Here is a 15,695-nt window from a genome sequence, read left to right as displayed (position 1 = left end):
GCCTTTCTGACGTTCCGTCAGATTCTTTTCACTGCCGGACTGTCACGAGGCGGTGGCCTCCAGCACCGCCATGGCCGCGTTGTGCCCCGGCACCCCGCTCACCCCTCCCCCGCGCACCGCGCCCGCGCCGCACAGCAGGACGTTCGCGTGCCCGGTCTCCACGCCCCAACGTCCCGTGCCCTCCTGGGTGTGGGGCCAGGACAGGGCGCGGTGGAAGATGTTGCCGCCGGGCAGCCCGAGGTCCCGTTCCAGGTCGAGCGGGGTCTTCGCCTCGATGCAGGGGCGGCCGTCGGCGTCGGTGGCCAGGCAGTCGGCCAGCGGCTCGGCGAGGTGGGCGTCGAGCTGGGCGAGGGTGGACTTCAGCAGCTCCTCGCGTACGGCGTCGTTGTCCCGGTCGAAGAGCCGGGCCGGGGTGTGCAGGCCGAACAGGGTGAGCGTCTGGTAGCCGCGCTCGGCGAGTTCGGGACCGAGGATCGAGGGGTCGGTCAGCGAGTGGCAGTAGATCTCCGAGGGCGGCGCGTCGGGGAGTTCACCGGCGGCGGCCTGGTCGTGGGCGGTGGCGAGCTGCCGATAGCCCTCGGCGACGTGGAAGGTGCCGGCGAACGCCTCGCGCGGGTCGGTGTCCGGGTCGCGCAGCTTCGGCAGCCGGGTGAGCAGCATGTTGACCTTGAGCTGGGCGCCCTCGGCGGGCTCGGGTGCCAAGTCCCCTGTGAGCGTGGCCAGTTCCCGCGGGGAGGCGTTCACGAGGACGTGCCGGGCGGCGGCGACTCCCTCGCCGTCGGCGGTGCGGTAGGTGACCTCGGCGCGCTCGCCGTCGGTGGCGATGCGCACCGCCTCGTGCCCGGTGCGCAGTTCGGCGCCCGCCGAGCGGGCCGCGGCGGCCAGCGCGTCGGTGAGGGCACCCATGCCGCCGACGGGCACGTCCCAGGCGCCGGTGCCGCCGCCGATGACGTGGTAGAGGAAACAGCGGTTCTGCACGAGGGACGGGTCGTGGGCGTCGGCGAAGGTGCCGATGAGGGCGTCGGTGAGGACCACGCCCCGCACCAGGTCGTCGGCGAAGTTCTCCTCGACGGCGACACCGATCGGCTCCTCGAACAGCGCGCGCCAGGCGGTCTCGTCGTCGACGCGTCGGCGCAGTTCGTCCCGGGTGGGCAGGGGCTCGGTGAGAGTCGGGAAGACGCGCTCGGCGACGCGGGCGGTCCTGCCGTAGAAACGCTGCCAGGCCGCGTACTCGCGCTCGCCGCCGGTCAGCCGGGCGAAGGCCGCCCGGGTGCGCTCCTCGCCGCCGCCGACGAGGAGTCCGGTCGGTCGGCCGTCCCGTTCGGCGGGGGTGTACGAGGAGATGGTGCGCGAGCGTACCCGGAAGTCGAGGCCGAGTTCGCGCACGATCTTCTGCGGCAGCAGGCTGACCAGGTAGGAGTAGCGCGACAGCCGGGCGTCGACGCCGGTGAAGGCACGGGTGGACACGGCGGCACCGCCGGTGTGTCCGAGCCGCTCCAGCACCAGGACGGAGCGGCCCGCCCGGGCCAGGTAGGCGGCGGCGACCAGGCCGTTGTGTCCGCCGCCGACGATGACGGCGTCGTAGGTGCGGGTTCCCTCGGTGGCAGGCATGGTCCTTCGTAACACGTACTGATCCACGGCGACCAGAGGCACGCTCCGGCCGAGGTCGGGCACGGCTGACGCGGCCGCACGGGGCCGGGCACGGCGGAGGACGGACACCGCCGAGGACGAACGGAGCGGAGGCCGGACACCGCCGAGGACGGGCACGGCGCAGGCCAGGTACCGCCGAGGACGGACACCGCCGAGGACGAACGGAGCGGAGGACGAACGGAGCGGAGGACGGGCACCGCCGAGGACGGGCACGGCGCAGGCCAGGTACCGCGGAGGACGGACACGGCAGAGGACGGACATGGCGGAGGACGGGTACCGCGGGAGCCAGACACCGCCGGAGATCAAGCACGGCCGGGAGGAGGTACCGCCAGCGGCCAGGTGCAGCCGGAGGTCAAGCGCCGCCAGAGCCCGGGCGCTCCCTGAGACCAAGCACCGCCGGAGGCGGACACCACCAGAAGCCGGGCACCCCCACAGGCCAGGCGCCGCCACAGCCACGCTCCCCCGGAGGTCGCGCGCTCCCGGAGGTCCGGCACCGCCGGAGACCAGGCGCCGCGGAGGCCAAGCACCACCAGAACCCGGGCACCACCAGAACCCGGGCACCCCTGGAGGCGCGGCACCCCCCGAGCCCGAGCGCTCTCGGAGACCAGGCACCCCCGGAGACCAAGCACCGCCCGGAGCCACGCACTCCCCGCGAACCGGCGGCACCCCCCGAGCCCAAGCATCCCGGAAACCAAGCGTCGTCGAAGGTCAGGCCCCGCCGGGCGCGAGCCGTTGGCGCAGCACTGCGACCCGGCGGTACAGCTCGCCCGCCTCGGTGCCCCGGCCGAGGCGCTCCAGGCAGTGGGCCTCGTCGTTGCGGCTGGCGAGGGTGTCGGGGTGGTCGGGGCCGAGGAGGCGCTCACGGGCGGCGGCGACCCGGCGGTACTCGGCGAGGGCCTCGCCCCACCGGCCCAGCCAGCCCAGGGCGACCGCGACCTCCCGGTGGCTGACGAGCGCGTCCGGGTGGGCGGGCCCGAGGGCCTGCTCGCGCAGCAGGCACACGTCGCGGGCCTCGGCCAGGGCCTCCTCCCAGCGGCCGAGCCGGCCGAGGTGGACCCCGAGGCCGTGCCGGGCGCGCAGGGTGTCGGGGTGGTCCGGCCCCAGGACGCGGGTGCGGTCCTCGATCAGTTCGCGGTACAGCCGCAGGGCGTCCGTGCTGCGGCCCAGCCGACCGAGGCTGAGCGCCGTCTCGTAGCGGGCGGCGAGGGTGTCGGCGTGGTCCGGACCGAGTACCCGCGCCCGGGTCGCGGCGACCTCTCGGTACAGCGCGAGAGCCTTCTCCCAGCGCCCCAACTGCCCCTGCGCATAGGCGACTTCGCAGTGAGAGACCAGGGTGTCCGGATGGTCCGCACCGAGCACGCGCGCCCGCGCCGCGGCCACGTCGAGGGCCGTGCGCAGCGCGTCGTCCAGGCGGCCCAGTCTGCCGAGGGTGCAGGCGAGATTGTGCCCGCAGCGCAGCGTGTCCGGGTGGTCGGGGCCCATGGCCCGCACCCGTGCGGCCAGCACGGCGGCGTACACCTGATGGGCCTCGAAGTGGCGGCCCAGCCGACCGAGGACGTAGGCGGTCTCCTGGCGGGCGGCGAGCGTGTCCGGGTGGTCGGTGCCGAGCACGCGCGCTCTCGCCTCGGCGACGTCCGTGTAGGCCGCCAGCGCGTCGGTGAAGCGGCCGCCGCGAACGAGGCGCTCCGCGGCGAGGGTCGTGGTCGTGGTCGTGATGGACCGTCGATCGCCCACGGGGACGTCGGGGCCGCCGGGGACGTCGCCGCCGGTCGCGCCCACGCGGCGGTCGCCGCTCGCCGGGCACGGCCGCGCGCTCGTTCCGGGCGCCTCCGGTGCGCCGGCCCGGGCCGGTACGCGCCCCGCCCTGATCCGGCGGACCAACTCCCCGGCGTCGTACGGCCGTTCCTCCGGTCGTTTGGCGAGCAGGGCGAGGATGATCTCCTCCAGGTGGCCGGGCAGTTCGGGACGCAGTTCGCGCAGCGGCCGCGGCGGGGTGTCCCGGTGGCCGATGAGGATCGCCCAGGCGTCCGGCAGGTCGAACGGCGGCGCCCCGGTGGCGATTTCGTACAGCACGCAGCCCAGCGAGTACAGGTCGCTGCGCCGGTCCACCTCGCCGCCGCCGATCTGTTCCGGGGACATGTAGTGCGGGGTGCCCAGGGCGACGCCGGTGCCGGTCAGCCGGGCCGTGAGGCCCATGTCCTGGCCGAGGCGGGCGATGCCGAAGTCACAGATCTTCACGGTGCCGTCGGCCAGCCGCACGATGTTCGCGGGCTTCAGGTCGCGGTGCACGATGCCGCGTTGATGGGTGTAGGCGAGGGCGGCGGCGATCTGGTCGGCGATGTCCGCCACCTCGTCCACGGGCAGCGGATGCCCCTTGTTCTCCTCCAGCATGCGGCTCAGGTCGCGGCCGTCCAGCAACTCCATGACCAGGTACGGCATGCCGTCGCACTCGCCGAAGTCGTGGACGACGGTCACCCCGCGGTGCGAGAGCGCGGCGGCCACCCGGGCCTCGCGGCGGAACCTCTCCCGCAACACGCCGGAGAGGGCCGCATCGTGGTAAGGCCCCAGCGGTTTGAGGCACTTCACCGCGACCTGCCGGCCCAGGGACTCGTCCCGGGCCCGCCACACCTCGCCCATCCCGCCCCGCCCGAGCAGTTCGAGCAGCCGGTACCGGCCCTGAACGAGCCTGTTCTCCCCCATCGCGATCCGCCGCCCCGTCGCCGTCCGCCCCCGCCCCCGGAGACCGGCCCGGACCGCATCCGGCCGCACCGCGCCGGCCCGATCCGCGCCACACCCCCCTGCTCGTCCAGTATGGCGGCCTATCGTCCAAGTTTGTACGGTGCCGGACGCGCGTCCGGGCCGAGCCTCGCCATCGCGCGCAGGACGTGTTTGGGCGGCAACTGCCAGCGCAGACGTGCGGGAACGGCACGCGACAGCCTGCCCGTGGCCCGCAGCCGGCGGGTGACGACCGCAGGTGCGGGGGCCGGTCTGCCGTACAGCTCATGGGCGTACGGAGGCAGAGCGGCGTACGCCAGGTGCGCCACGCGCCGCCAGAGCACCTCGCGCGCCGGTACGAGGAGGGGATGCGTCGGCGGGCGGAGGAGGAAGTCGTCCACCACATGCGCCTCGGGTCCCGCGGCCAGTTCCGGGCGCACCTTCTCGAAGTACGCGGCCAGTTCCGCGCGGCTCGCCGGAACGGTCCCGGGGTCGAGGCCCACCAGGCGTGCGCTGACGCGGTGTTCGGCGATGTAGCGGTCGGCGTGGGCGTCGGTGAGGGGGAAGCCGGAGCGGCGCAGGACGTGCAGATACGAGTCGATCTCCGCACAGTGGACCCACAGCAGCAGCGCGGGTTCGTCCACGCGGTAGCGCTCGCCGGTGTCCGGGTCGGTCGCGCCGAGCATGCCGTGGATCTTCCGGACGCGGGCGCCGGCCCGCTCCGCCGCCTCGGTCGTGCCGTACGTCGTCGTGCCGACGAAGCCGGCGGTGCGCATGAGCCGGCCCCAGGCGTCGTGCCGGCCACCCTTTCGACGATCAAACGCAGTGGAGTTCTGGAGCACGCCGCGCACCGCACGCGGGTGCAGCGCCTGGAGGTACAGTGCGCGGACGCCGGCGACCCACATCATGGGGTCGCCGTGCATCTGCCAGGTCACGGAGTTCGGCGTGAAGAGCCCGGGATCGCCCATGTCCGCAGGCTAACGCCGCACCCTCGGCATCCCCAGACCGATCCAGGAGATGATCTCGCGCTGGATCTCGTTGTTGCCGCCGCCGAAGGTGAAGATGACCGCCGAACGGTAGCCGCGCTCCAGCTCGCCGTGCAGGACGGCGCCCGCGGAGCCCTCCTTGAGGGGTCCGGCCGCCGCGGTGATCTCCATGAGCCAGGCGTAGGCGTCCCGGCGGGCCTCGGAGCCGTAGACCTTGACGGCGGAGGCGTCTTGCGGGGTGAGCGTGCCCTCCTGGACGGCCGTGACCATCTGCCAGTTCATGAGCTTCATCGCGTCGAGCCGGGTGTGGGTGCGGGCCAGCAGTCGGCGCACCCAGGCCAGATCGGCGACCCGGCGGCCGTCGGCGAGCTTGGTCTCGCGCGCCCAGCGCTGGACGTCGTTCAGGGCGCGGATGGCCATCGTGCCGTGGGCGGCGAGGGTGACGCGCTCGTGGTTGAGCTGGTTGGTGATCAGCCGCCAGCCCTGGTTCTCCTCGCCGACGCGGCGGGAGACCGGGACGCGGATGTTCTCGTAGTAGCTGGCGGTGGTGTCGTGCGAGGCGAGGGTGTTGATGACGGTGCAGGAGTAGCCGGGGTCGGACGTCGGCACCAGCAGCATGGTGATGCCCTTGTGCGGCGGGGCGGCGGGGTCGGTGCGGGTGGCGAGCCACACCCAGTCCGCGGTGTCGCCGTTCGTCGTCCAGATCTTCTGCCCGTTGACGACGTACTCGTCCCCGTCCCGTACGGCCCTGGTCTTCAGCGCGGCCAGGTCGGTGCCGGCGTCGGGCTCGCTGTAGCCGATCGCGAAGTCGATCTCGCCGGAGAGGACGCGCGGCAGGAAGTACGCCTTCTGCTCCTCGGTGCCGAAGCGCATCAGCGTCGGGCCGACGGTGTTCAGCGCCATGAGCGGCAGCGGTACGCCGGCCTGGGCGGCCTCGTCGAAGAAGATGAACTGCTCCATCGCCGTCATGCCGCGCCCGCCGTACTCCTTCGGCCAGCCCACGCCGAGCCAGCCGTCGGTGCCGAGCCGGCGGATGGTGTCGCGGTAGAACCGCTTCTGCGCGGCCGGGTCGGCGTACCGGGCGTAGGCGTTGTCCGGCACCAGCTGCGCGAAGTAGGCGCGCAGCTCGGTGCGCAGTCGCTGCTGCTCGGGCGTGTGGTCGAGATGCACGGCGCCTCCAGGCTCCCCAAGGGCGGTCCTGACGGCGCACACCGTAGAACGTGTTTCAGTAATAGGGAATGCCGCGCTCGGGACGAATTCCGGCGGCGGCCCGGCGTCGGCGGAATCGCCGTCCGTCCATCACCGGTCACGCATCGTGTCCGGTTCGCCCGGGTTTGAGTGGGGTATCCCTGTCCTATGAGTACCGCATCGACGCAGCTGGCCGCAGCGAGCGGCCTCATGAGCCTCGTCCTGTTCATCGTGGCCGTGGGTGTCCTCGCGCTGCTCGCCGGCGGATTCTGGATGAACTCCCGAGTCAAGTACCGCGAGTCCCCCCGCCCCCGCCCCGAGGAGCAGCCCACGCTGCCGCCGGAGGGGCCGGTGCGGGAAGTCCGGGAGAACAGGGAATCCCAGGACGTCCCCGTGATCCCCAAGGGCGGTCGCCCGCTCACCCCGTACGAGCTGAGCAACCAGGACACCAGGCCGAGCGCGTCGAAGGAACGTCCGCGCTGGAGCCGAGGGTCCAGCGGCTCGTTCGGCGGCGGCGGACTCGGCGCCCACTGACCCCCGACCCGAACGACCCCCCCGACCGGACCACACCGCCACACCACACACGCAGTCCCGGCCCGCGCCGGGTCGCCGTACGCCCCTAGGTGTACTCGGCCAAGACCGGTTTCCGCGGCGAGGAAGTCCGGCCCCCGCCGGTGGGTGCGCCGTGCGTCGAGCACCGCAGCCTCGACGTGTTCGGCAGTACGCCGCGCGACCCGCCCCCTTCGGGCGGACGACGGGAATGTGACGACAGGCCCTAGAAGTCCTTCCGGGCGGCGTCCAGGCGGCCGACGCGGGCCACGTTCCGCCGGTCCTCGGCGTCCTGGCTGGGCTCGGCGGCGAACCACGCGTCGAGGATCTCCGTCAGCACCGGTGCGGAGGTCAGACGGAGGCTGAGCGCGAGCACGTTGGCGTCGTTCCAGCGGCGGGCGCCGTCGGCCGTCACGGCGTCCGTGCACAGGGCCGCGCGGACACCGGGCACCTTGTTGGCCGCGATGGACGCGCCCGTGCCGGTCCAGCAGCACACCACCGCCTGGTCGGCCGTGCCCTCGGCCACCTCCCGGGCGGCCGCCTCCGAGCAGACCGCCCACTGCGGGTCGGCCCCCGGGAGCAGCGCGCCGTGCGCCCGCACCTCGTGGCCGCGTCGTGCCAGCTCGGCGAGGAGCAGCCGGGCGACGGGTTCGTCCATGTCGGAGGAGACGGAGATCCGCATACCGGCGAGCGTAGCGGCTCCATCGGGAGCGCGTGAGCCCGCCTAGGAGTGCTGGGAGTGCCCTGATCCGCGGGCGTCTTCGGGCCCCGCGGCCAGGCCGGTCAGCTCCCGGTGCAGCTCCTCCAGGGCGTCGAGGAGCACCGAGCGGTGGTACCAGCTCAGCCAGGCCGCCGTGTCGGAGGCCAGCAGGGCGAGGGCCTGGCTCTGGTCGCCGGTCGGGCGGTGCCCGGCCTCGGGCCAGTGCAACGTGATCACGCCGGTGCAGCACCCCGACCCCGACAGTACGGGGACGCTGTCGACGGCGCGGGTGCCGGTGCCCAGCAGGACCCGCCGGGACTCCTCGGACAGGAGCGTGTCGGCGGCCACGTCGGGCACGCTCACCCGGCGGCCGAGCAGCCGGGCGACCGTGTCCGGCGCGCCCTCGTCCCAGCCGCGCACCAGGTGGTCCAGAAACGTATCCGCACAGCCGTGGTCGGACTCCAGCACGAGCGCGTTCACGGCCGGGTCGACACACCGCACATATCCGGCACAGGCCCGTCCGGCGGCGAGCGCCTCGTGGAGCACGGCGTCGATCATCTGCCGTCGGTAGCGCGGGTCCCGGCCCTCCCGGGCCAGGATCCGCAGCTGCGGCACGGGCAGCGACCGGCGCCCGGGGAACCAGACCGCGCCGTCCGGCGGCCGGGCCACGACGACGGCGGAGACGAGCACCCGCAGCGGCACGTTGAACCGCTGCGAGACCTCGCGCAGTACCCGGAAGGCGCCGGCGGAGTCCGGCAGGCCGTAGCGGACCATGACCACACCCTGCGCCATACCGATGACGGGAGCGGAGCGTACCCGGGCCCGCAGCGCGCGGACCTCCTTGCGCAGGTCCTCGTAACTGGGCCGCAGCGGATCGGAGATCTGCGACCGCCAGGCGGGCAGGTCCGCCCCGCGGGTGGCGGCCCGGGCCAGCTCGCGCAGGGCGTCGTCGAGGGTGGCGTAGAGCCGGACGCCGTCGAGACGCGCGAGATGCACGGCCTCGCGCAGCCCGGGCCGGGCCCGGACGATGACCAGGTCCGGACGGCCGGTGCGGGCCCGGGTCGTCTCGCTGAGCGCGCGCAGTACGGCGGCGCCGCCGAGCTGCACATGGGCCATGTCGAGGACGGGCCGCAGCCCCGCGAGATCCGCCTGTTCCAGATGCCCGCGCAACTGCGCCGACCAGGCCTGGGCGCCCTCGGTGTCCAGGCTGCCGGACATACGCAGCAGCACCGCCCCCTCGGCGGGCAGCCCCTCGACGACGGACGACTCGATCAGGAGCGGGGCCGGCCTGCCGACGGGAACGGACGGAACGGATGGGACGGACGGGACGACCGGAACGACCGGGGCGGACGGAACGGCGGAGGCGGGCAGGACGGCAGAGGGACCGGCACCGGCGGACGCAGCGGTGGAAGGGGAGGAGACGGCGCAGGTGGCGGACGAGCCCGTCGGGGCGGACGGGCCGGCGTCGGAATCGGCGTCGGAATCCGAGGCGGGTTTCATGGCCCCGCCCGTCGGCGCGTCGCCGGGGCGTCCCGCCCGCTCCCGGCCCTCTCGCGGTCGTCGCGGACCTCCACCGCGTCCCCGCGGGCCTCCGGCGCCGCGCGGGTCCCCGGCGCTTCCATTGCTCCCCGCGCTCCCAGTGCTTCCAGCGCGGATGCCATCGTGGCGTGCACGCGGACGCCCGGCAGTCCCGCGGTGCGCAGCGCGTCGCGGGCGTGCGGGCGGGGCTGTACGACGGGCAGGGCGCGGCCGGAGAAGGCGAGGGCACCGGTGGCCCGGTCCAGGGAGCGCACGGCGGCGGGGCAGGCGAGGTACATCTCGGTCACGTCCAGCAGGGGGTGTTCCGCCGCCCGGTCGCCATGGGCGATGTGTTCGGCGAGCGCCTCGGAGAACTCCACGGCATCGGACACGTCGACCGTGCCCCGGGCCTTCAGGACGCTGATCCCGCCCACCTCGGGGCGTCGCTCGTGCACGGTCTGCACGAGCAGCGGGGCCGAGCCGCGAGGGCGGGCACGGGACGGCCGGCCGTTTTCCATGGGATCGGGCTTCCTGGGTGGAGAAGGATCAGCCAGCCGCGTCTTGACCGGGGCTTCACTGTGCTCCGCCCGTGCCGCCGATGCAACGATTTTCCCCAGGCGTGTCGCACCCCGCGCGGACCCGGCCGGCAGCGGCCACAGGAAGGAGCCGAAGGGCGGTGCGCGCACCCGGAGTTCCCGCGTCGGCGTCTCCCGCCGCCGCGAGGTGCGCCCGGATCGCGTGACCTCGTCCGGTCCAAGGTCGATACTGCCCTTAGCTCCATCCGAATGATCCCTCCAGCACCACCAGTGAACCCGGCCCGGCGGCGGAAACCGCAGGTCCCGAGCCCACCCGCAAGGCGCACTAGGAGATACCGATGAGGATGCTGATCAACGTGCCGGAGACCGTCGTGGCGGACGCGCTGCGCGGGATGGCGGCGGCGTATCCCGATCTGACCGTGGACGTGGAGAACCGGGTGATCGTCCGCCGGGACGCTCCCGTTGCCGGGCAGGTCGCGCTGGTGTCGGGCGGCGGGTCGGGGCACGAGCCGCTGCACGGCGGGTTCGTCGGCCACGGCATGCTGTCCGCCGCCTGCCCCGGGGAGGTGTTCACCTCGCCGGTGCCGGACCAGATGGCGCGCGCCGCGGCCGCCGTGGACAGCGGCGCCGGGGTGCTGTTCGTCGTGAAGAACTACACCGGTGACGTGCTGAACTTCGACATGGCCGCCGAACTGGCCGAGGACGAGGGCATCCAGGTCGCCAAGGTGCTCGTGAACGACGACGTGGCAGTGACCGACAGCCTCTACACCGCCGGCCGGCGCGGCACCGGCGCGACCCTGTTCGTGGAGAAGATCGCGGGCGCCGCCGCGGCCGAGGGGCAGCCGCTGGAGCGCGTGGAGGCGATCGGCCGCCGGGTGAACGAGAACTCCCGCAGCTTCGGCGTGGCCCTGAGTGCCTGCACGACCCCGGCGAAGGGCACCCCGACCTTCGATCTCCCGGACGGCGAGCTGGAGCTGGGCGTCGGCATCCACGGCGAGCCGGGCCGCGAGCGGCGGCCGATGATGACCTCCGGGGAGATCGCCGACTTCGCGGTGAACGCGATCCTGGAGGACATGCCGCCGCGCAACCCGGTGCTGTTGCTGGTCAACGGCATGGGCGCCACCCCGTTGCTGGAGCTGTACGGCTTCCACGCCGAGGTGCAGCGGGTGCTCGCGGAGCGCGGGGTCGCGGTGGCCCGTACGCTCGTCGGCAACTACGTCACCTCCCTGGACATGGCCGGCGCCTCGGTGACGCTGTGTCAGATCGACGAGGAGCTGCTGCGGTTGTGGGACGCGCCGGTGCGGACCCCGGCGCTGCGCTGGGGCATGTGAGCGCCTCCCACCCCCGGATTCCACTGCTCAACCCCCTTACCACGCAAGGAGATCCAGTGCTCGACGCCGACTTCTTCCGCCGCTGGATGGCGGTGACCGCCGCGTCCGTCGACCGTGAGGCGGAGCGGCTCACCGAACTCGACTCGGCCATCGGGGACGCCGACCACGGCAGCAATCTGCAACGCGGCTTCCGGGCCGTGACGGCCGCCCTGGAGAAGGAGGAGCCCGCCACGCCGGGCGCGGTCCTGACGCTCGCCGGACGGCAGCTCATCTCGACGGTCGGCGGCGCGTCCGGGCCGCTGTACGGCACGCTGCTGCGCCGGACCGGCAAGGCGCTCGGCGAGGCCGCCGAGGTCGGCGTGGAGCAGCTGGCCGCGGCGCTGGGTTCGGGGGTGGAGGGGGTGAAGCAGCTCGGCGGGGCGGTGGTCGGCGACAAGACCATGATCGACGCCCTGGAGCCGGCCGTGGCCGCGCTCGGGGACGGCTTCGCCGCCGCGCGGACCGCCGCCGAGCAGGGCGCCGAGGCGACCACACCGCTGCAGGCCCGCAAGGGCCGGGCGAGCTACCTCGGCGAGCGCAGCATCGGCCACCAGGACCCGGGCGCCACCTCGTCGGCGCTGCTGATCGCCGCACTCGAAGCGGCCGCTTCGCCGGCGGGGGGCCGGTCGTGAGCGACGAGAAGCTGGTCGGGATCGTGCTGGTGTCACACAGTGCGGAGGTGGCCGCTTCGGTCGCGCAGTTGGCGAAGGGGCTCGCGGGCGGGGCCGAGAAGGTGCTCGTGGCTCCGGCCGGCGGCACCGAGGACGGCGGGCTCGGCACCAGCGCCGAGTTGATCTCCGCCGCGGCTGCCGCCGTCGACCGGGGCGCCGGGGTCGCGGTGCTCGGCGACCTCGGCAGCGCGGTGCTGACCGTGAAGGCACTGCTCGCCGAGGGCGACGAACTGCCGGAGGGCACCCGCCTGGTGGACGCGCCGTTCGTCGAGGGCGCGGTGGCCGCGGTGGTCACCGCCGCCACGGGCGCGGGCCTGGACGCGGTGGAGGCCGCGGCGGCGGAGGCGTACACCTACCGCAAGGCGTGACGGCCGCGCGGGCGGCGGGGTGGCGCGAGGGCGGGGCGGTCACTGGCCGGTCGCGAACAGGCGGGCCAGCCGCTCTCCCGTCGCCACCGCCGCCGCGTGGTCCTCGACGGGCTTCACGCGGGAGTCCTTGAACACGATGTAGGTGACGCCGGAGGGCGCACCGCCGTCGTTCGGGTCGGTGCTGATGCCGAGGCCCCGGGCGGTGGCGTAGGAGGCCTCGCCGATGAGGTCGCGCGGGCCGATGTCGCCGACCACCGCGTACTGCACCCGGTCGCGGTAGACGACGGCGGCGACGGCGCCGCCGCGCACGCCGTCGTCGCGGTGGTCCCAGATCCGGCTCGGTGCCGGAATCACGATGTAGGGCAGTGTCTCGGCGTTCAGGCCGCGGCCGTTGGACTGCGAGTAGGCGGTGGTGGCGGCGAACCCCGGGTCGGTGCCGCGGTTGCAGTGGGCGGTGCTCTGGCCGTCGCAGTCGATGTCCAGGTCGGCCTTCCAGAACACGGCGTCCCGTGTCCCGCACACGGGTACGGTCGCGGGGCGGCCGGCGTCGGTGCGGTACCGGCCCCGGGAGATCTGGTGGCATTCGCCCACCCGGGACAGCAGTTCGGTGGCGGCGACGGCGCCCTCGCTCCGGGCCTGGGGGCGCTCCCGCGGCGGGACGGCTACAGCGGCAGCGGGCACCGCGGCCGGGGCGAGCAGGGCTACGCCGGCCGCGGCCAGCGTCAGCGACTGGACACGCACGATGGGGGACCCTCTCGTCGAGGACGGGCGGACCCGCGCCACTGTGCTGCGGGTTCGTGCCCGCGACCGTTCGGGCCGCTCCGAAGGGGCCGGATGGAGCACGCTTCTGACGCCCCGTGAGGGACAAGAGGATTATCTGTGACCACAGGGAGCCGGGGATCCGGGCACGAAGCCGGCCCGGATCCCCCGGCCGCCCGCGTCGGCGCGGCTCCGGCGACGACAGCGTGTCCGCGCCGGCGGCATGAACTCCCGTGTCCTCTCGGACAGTTCAGCCGCAGGGAGCCTCAGCATACGTAATTCTCCCGGATGGTCACCAACACGGGTCCCGCCCGCCGGTCACCCCGTACGGCCCTCTTGCCGCCGCCGCACCCGCCGGGCATATTGGTCCGGACCTTTGAGGTCGATGCCGATGCCGTCCCCGGGGAGGCGGAGGGGAGGCGGAGCCGTGCGACGCGCACCCGTGCCGCTCGTTCTGGTCTGCGGAGCCCTGCTGCTGGTCGTGTCCTGCGGCTGGAGCCGGGCCGACGACGCCGACGACGGCCGGGCCCCCGGCGCGCCGACCGGGGTCACCGCGCAGGCGGGCAGCGCCACGAGCGTGCACGTGATGTGGAACGCGGTGACCGACGGTCCCGGCATCCGCACCTACGAGGTGTACCGCGGCACCACGAAGGCGGCCGAAGTGCCGGGTTCGCAGCACATGGTGGACGTCGTCAGGCTCAGGCCGTCCACCCGGTACGCCTTCACCGTGCGGGCCCGGGACGACCAGGGCCGCCTCGGTCCGCCGAGCCGGGCGGTGCCGGCGCGGACCCCGGCCCGGGTGGCGGCCGACCGCTCGGCCCCGACCCGGCCGTCGGCGCCCGCCGGGCGGGTCCTGGGCAGCCGCGCGGTCCAGCTGTCCTGGGGCGCCTCCCGGGACGACCGGGGCGTGGTCTCGTACGACGTCTACCAGGGCGGGGCGAGGATCCACACCGTCGGCGGCGGTCGGACGGCGACCGTGGTCACCGGGCTGCGCCCGGGCACCGCCTACGTCTTCACGGTCCGGGCCCGGGACGCGGCCGACAACCTCTCCCCCGCGAGCGGCCCGGTCCGCCTCACCACCCCGGGTACCGACGACGGCCGCGCCACCGCGCCCACCGGCTTCACCGCCGGGACCCACCGGTCCGGCGGCGCCTCCTACATCGATCTGTCCTGGGACCCGCCGGCCACGGACGGGGTGATCACCGAGTACCAGATCGAGCTCGACGGCAGGGCGGCCACCTCGCTGGTGTGGGGCGGCACACCGCCGACCGGGCGGTCGAGCTACAGCTTCTACGGCGGTTCCGGCACCGGCACCGGCGCGGAACACCGGGTACGCCTACGGGCCCGGCTGCCGGACGGCACCTGGGGCGGCTGGTCACAGGAACGAACGGTGACCACCTGACACCGGTGATCGGGGCGGACGAGCGGGCGATGCTGCGCCGCACGGAGGAAACCGTCACCTGACCGGCCGCCTCCCGCATGCCGGCCCCCGCGCCGGCGCCTTGGCTGCTGCCCAGGCGCACGGACCTACCCGACCCTCGGCGGCCCATGGGACGCACCGCCGACCGTGCCGCCGGAGGCCGGCCATGTGCTGCACACGACGTCTGCTCCGCTCCGGACCGGTCCTGGCGGCCGCCCTCGCGCTTCCCGGCGGGCACGCCGTCGCGGAGCCGGGCATCGCCGTCAGCGCCATCGGGTCCACCGTCTCGGTGGTCACGAGCGCGTGCACGTGGACCGACGGCAGCTGGGGCAGCGCCGCCCTGCTGACCGGGCGGCGGACGAACGTCTCTGCGGGCAGGCGGAGCGCCCTGACGGGCACGGCCGCTGGCCAGTCCGCGACCTGGTCGGGCGTGCGCCCGGGGACCTACACCGTGGTCGTGGTCTGCTCCGGCGGCAGCACGGCGGGCACCCGGTCGGTGCGCGTCCCGCCGTCCTCGGCCGCGCCGTCCCTCGGCATCATGGGCGGCCTCGGCGGCGCCGCCCGGGACTACGGCCCGCTGACGCTGGGCATCGGCGCGGCCCTGGTCGGCAGCGGGGTGGTCGCCACGGGCCGGTACCTGCGCCGCCGTTGACGCCGTTCCGGTTCGACACGGCCGTACCGGCGCGCCCGCCCCGCGCGGGGCTCAGGCGCCGTCCGGCAGGTCGGCGAGCTCGCTCAGCGCGTGGGTGAGCCACTGGGTCCAGAAGGTCTCCAGGTCGATGCCGGCCCGCAGCACGAGGTGGCGCAGCCGGTCCTCGGGGGCGTCCCGGTCCGGCGGGAAGTCCCGCTGCTCGATCCCCCGGTACTCGGCCAACTGCCGCCGGTGCAGCTCCAGATGGCGGCGCAGGTCCGCCTCCAGACCCGCCGTGCCGACCACCGCGGCGGCCCGCAGCCGCAGCAGGAGCACGTCCCGCTGCGGCTTGGGGTCCTGCGCGGCCGCGGTCCAGCGGGCCAACTCGGCGCGGCCGGCGGGCAGGACCTCGTAGCTCTTCTTCTGCCCGCGGGCCGGCGCCTGCGCCGGCAGCGCGCGGATGAGCCCGTCGGCCTCCAGCTTCCCCAGCTCGCGATAGATCTGCTGGTGCGTCGCGGACCAGAAGTAGCCGATCGACTTGTCGAAGCGGCGGGTCAGTTCCAGTCCCGACGACGGCTTTTCCAGCAGGGCGGTGAGGATCGCGTGCGGGAGTGACATGGGCTCATCCTAGGGA

The 15,695-nt window shown here is 74.3% G+C and carries 15 protein-coding genes; 6 read left to right on the top strand and 9 right to left on the bottom strand.

All coding sequences use genetic code 11. The features are described from left to right. Positions 1-42 precede the first annotated feature (42 nt). The 4 genes from ACZ4MF_RS24585 to ACZ4MF_RS24570 all read right to left on the bottom strand — a co-directional run bounded on the left by ACZ4MF_RS24585 (position 43) and on the right by ACZ4MF_RS24570 (position 6,521). Complete coding sequence (locus tag ACZ4MF_RS24585; protein WP_467494074.1) at positions 43-1,611, bottom strand: phytoene desaturase family protein; 1,569 nt, start codon at positions 1,609-1,611, stop codon at positions 43-45. A 747-nt stretch (positions 1,612-2,358) separates the two neighbouring features. After that, on the bottom strand, positions 2,359-4,350 hold the full coding sequence (locus ACZ4MF_RS24580; RefSeq protein ID WP_467494072.1) for a serine/threonine-protein kinase: 1,992 nt from the start codon (positions 4,348-4,350) through the stop codon (positions 2,359-2,361). 119 nt (positions 4,351-4,469) lie between these two features. After that, entirely contained in the window at positions 4,470-5,333 is an 864-nt protein-coding gene (locus ACZ4MF_RS24575; RefSeq protein ID WP_467494071.1) for an oxygenase MpaB family protein, read from the bottom strand. Between the two features lie 9 nt (positions 5,334-5,342). After that, positions 5,343-6,521, bottom strand: coding sequence for an acyl-CoA dehydrogenase family protein (locus ACZ4MF_RS24570; protein WP_467494069.1), 1,179 nt, complete (start codon positions 6,519-6,521; stop codon positions 5,343-5,345). 186 nt (positions 6,522-6,707) lie between these two features. Between ACZ4MF_RS24570 and ACZ4MF_RS24565 the strand changes: the two genes are divergently transcribed. Next, positions 6,708-7,073: a DUF6479 family protein gene (locus ACZ4MF_RS24565; RefSeq protein WP_467494068.1), complete on the top strand. Its 366-nt coding sequence runs from the start codon at positions 6,708-6,710 to the stop codon at positions 7,071-7,073. A gap of 241 nt (positions 7,074-7,314) precedes the next feature. Here ACZ4MF_RS24565 and ACZ4MF_RS24560 read toward each other — a convergent pair whose 3' ends face one another. Genes ACZ4MF_RS24560 through ACZ4MF_RS24550 form a run of 3 tightly spaced genes read right to left on the bottom strand, consistent with a single transcriptional unit; the run spans position 7,315 to position 9,824 of the window. After that, positions 7,315-7,770, bottom strand: coding sequence for an RpiB/LacA/LacB family sugar-phosphate isomerase (locus ACZ4MF_RS24560; protein WP_467494067.1), 456 nt, complete (start codon positions 7,768-7,770; stop codon positions 7,315-7,317). 42 nt (positions 7,771-7,812) lie between these two features. Further along, positions 7,813-9,288 carry an ANTAR domain-containing protein gene (locus ACZ4MF_RS24555; RefSeq protein WP_467494066.1) on the bottom strand — a complete coding sequence of 492 codons (1,476 nt, stop codon included), beginning with the start codon at positions 9,286-9,288 and terminating at the stop codon, positions 7,813-7,815. Further along, entirely contained in the window at positions 9,285-9,824 is a 540-nt protein-coding gene (locus ACZ4MF_RS24550) for an STAS domain-containing protein (RefSeq protein ID WP_467494065.1), read from the bottom strand. The genes ACZ4MF_RS24555 and ACZ4MF_RS24550 overlap by 4 nt, the downstream gene beginning before the upstream one ends. A 356-nt stretch (positions 9,825-10,180) precedes the next feature. On the opposite strand from ACZ4MF_RS24550, the gene dhaK reads away from it, so the two are divergent. Genes dhaK through ACZ4MF_RS24535 form a run of 3 tightly spaced genes read left to right on the top strand, consistent with a single transcriptional unit; the run spans position 10,181 to position 12,251 of the window. Further along, positions 10,181-11,173, top strand: a complete 993-nt coding sequence (gene dhaK / locus ACZ4MF_RS24545; protein ID WP_467494064.1) for a dihydroxyacetone kinase subunit DhaK — start codon at positions 10,181-10,183, stop codon at positions 11,171-11,173. Positions 11,174-11,229: 56 nt separating this feature from the next. After that, positions 11,230-11,844, top strand: a complete 615-nt coding sequence (gene dhaL / locus ACZ4MF_RS24540) for a dihydroxyacetone kinase subunit DhaL (RefSeq protein WP_467494063.1) — start codon at positions 11,230-11,232, stop codon at positions 11,842-11,844. Then, on the top strand, positions 11,841-12,251 hold the full coding sequence (locus ACZ4MF_RS24535; RefSeq protein WP_467494062.1) for a PTS-dependent dihydroxyacetone kinase phosphotransferase subunit DhaM: 411 nt from the start codon (positions 11,841-11,843) through the stop codon (positions 12,249-12,251). Before dhaL ends, ACZ4MF_RS24535 begins: the two co-directional genes overlap by 4 nt. A gap of 39 nt (positions 12,252-12,290) precedes the next feature. On the opposite strand, the gene ACZ4MF_RS24530 is transcribed toward ACZ4MF_RS24535, so the two are convergent. Further along, entirely contained in the window at positions 12,291-12,992 is a 702-nt protein-coding gene (locus tag ACZ4MF_RS24530; protein WP_467494061.1) for a glycoside hydrolase family 75 protein, read from the bottom strand. A gap of 445 nt (positions 12,993-13,437) precedes the next feature. Between ACZ4MF_RS24530 and ACZ4MF_RS24525 the strand changes: the two genes are divergently transcribed. Next, a complete protein-coding gene (locus tag ACZ4MF_RS24525; protein WP_467494060.1) occupies positions 13,438-14,412 on the top strand; it encodes a fibronectin type III domain-containing protein in 975 nt (324 codons plus the stop codon). Positions 14,413-14,596: 184 nt separating this feature from the next. Beyond that, positions 14,597-15,082, top strand: coding sequence for a hypothetical protein (locus ACZ4MF_RS24520; RefSeq protein WP_467494059.1), 486 nt, complete (start codon positions 14,597-14,599; stop codon positions 15,080-15,082). A 51-nt stretch (positions 15,083-15,133) separates the two neighbouring features. On the opposite strand, the gene ACZ4MF_RS24515 is transcribed toward ACZ4MF_RS24520, so the two are convergent. Next, positions 15,134-15,679, bottom strand: coding sequence for a PadR family transcriptional regulator (locus tag ACZ4MF_RS24515; RefSeq protein ID WP_467494058.1), 546 nt, complete (start codon positions 15,677-15,679; stop codon positions 15,134-15,136). Positions 15,680-15,695: the final 16 nt, after the last annotated feature.

The organism is Streptomyces sp. NPDC025793 (assembly GCF_055558375.1).
Note: the sequence above shows the minus strand (reverse complement) of the source record. Positions and strands in the feature narration are given on the sequence as shown.